General features: G+C 72.9%; 1 protein-coding gene. It reads left to right on the forward strand.

The window, feature by feature from the left end:
* On the forward strand, positions 1–240 hold a 240-nt coding region (locus tag MFF21_RS23840; RefSeq protein ID WP_238315062.1), incomplete at both ends, for an acyl-CoA dehydrogenase family protein.

Genomic DNA, 240 nt, shown 5'->3' on the forward strand with positions numbered 1-240 from the left:
GCCGACCACCCGCTGCCCGAACGCCTCCCGGACGAGCCGGTCCCGGTCTTCCTCCACCGGTGGCACCGCCTGCTGTACTCGGGCGGCTGGGTGGGCCTCGACGTCCCCGTCCAGTACGGCGGCCAGGGCCTGAGCGCACTGCACCAGGTTGCCACCAGCGATGAACTCGGCGCCTGTCACGCCCCCGGAGTCCCCCGGATCGGCTATCTCGCCCACGCGCTCCTGGAGTTCGGCTCCGAG

This window comes from Methylobacterium organophilum, assembly GCF_022179465.1.
Taxonomy (GTDB): Bacteria; Pseudomonadota; Alphaproteobacteria; order Rhizobiales; family Beijerinckiaceae; genus Methylobacterium; species Methylobacterium organophilum.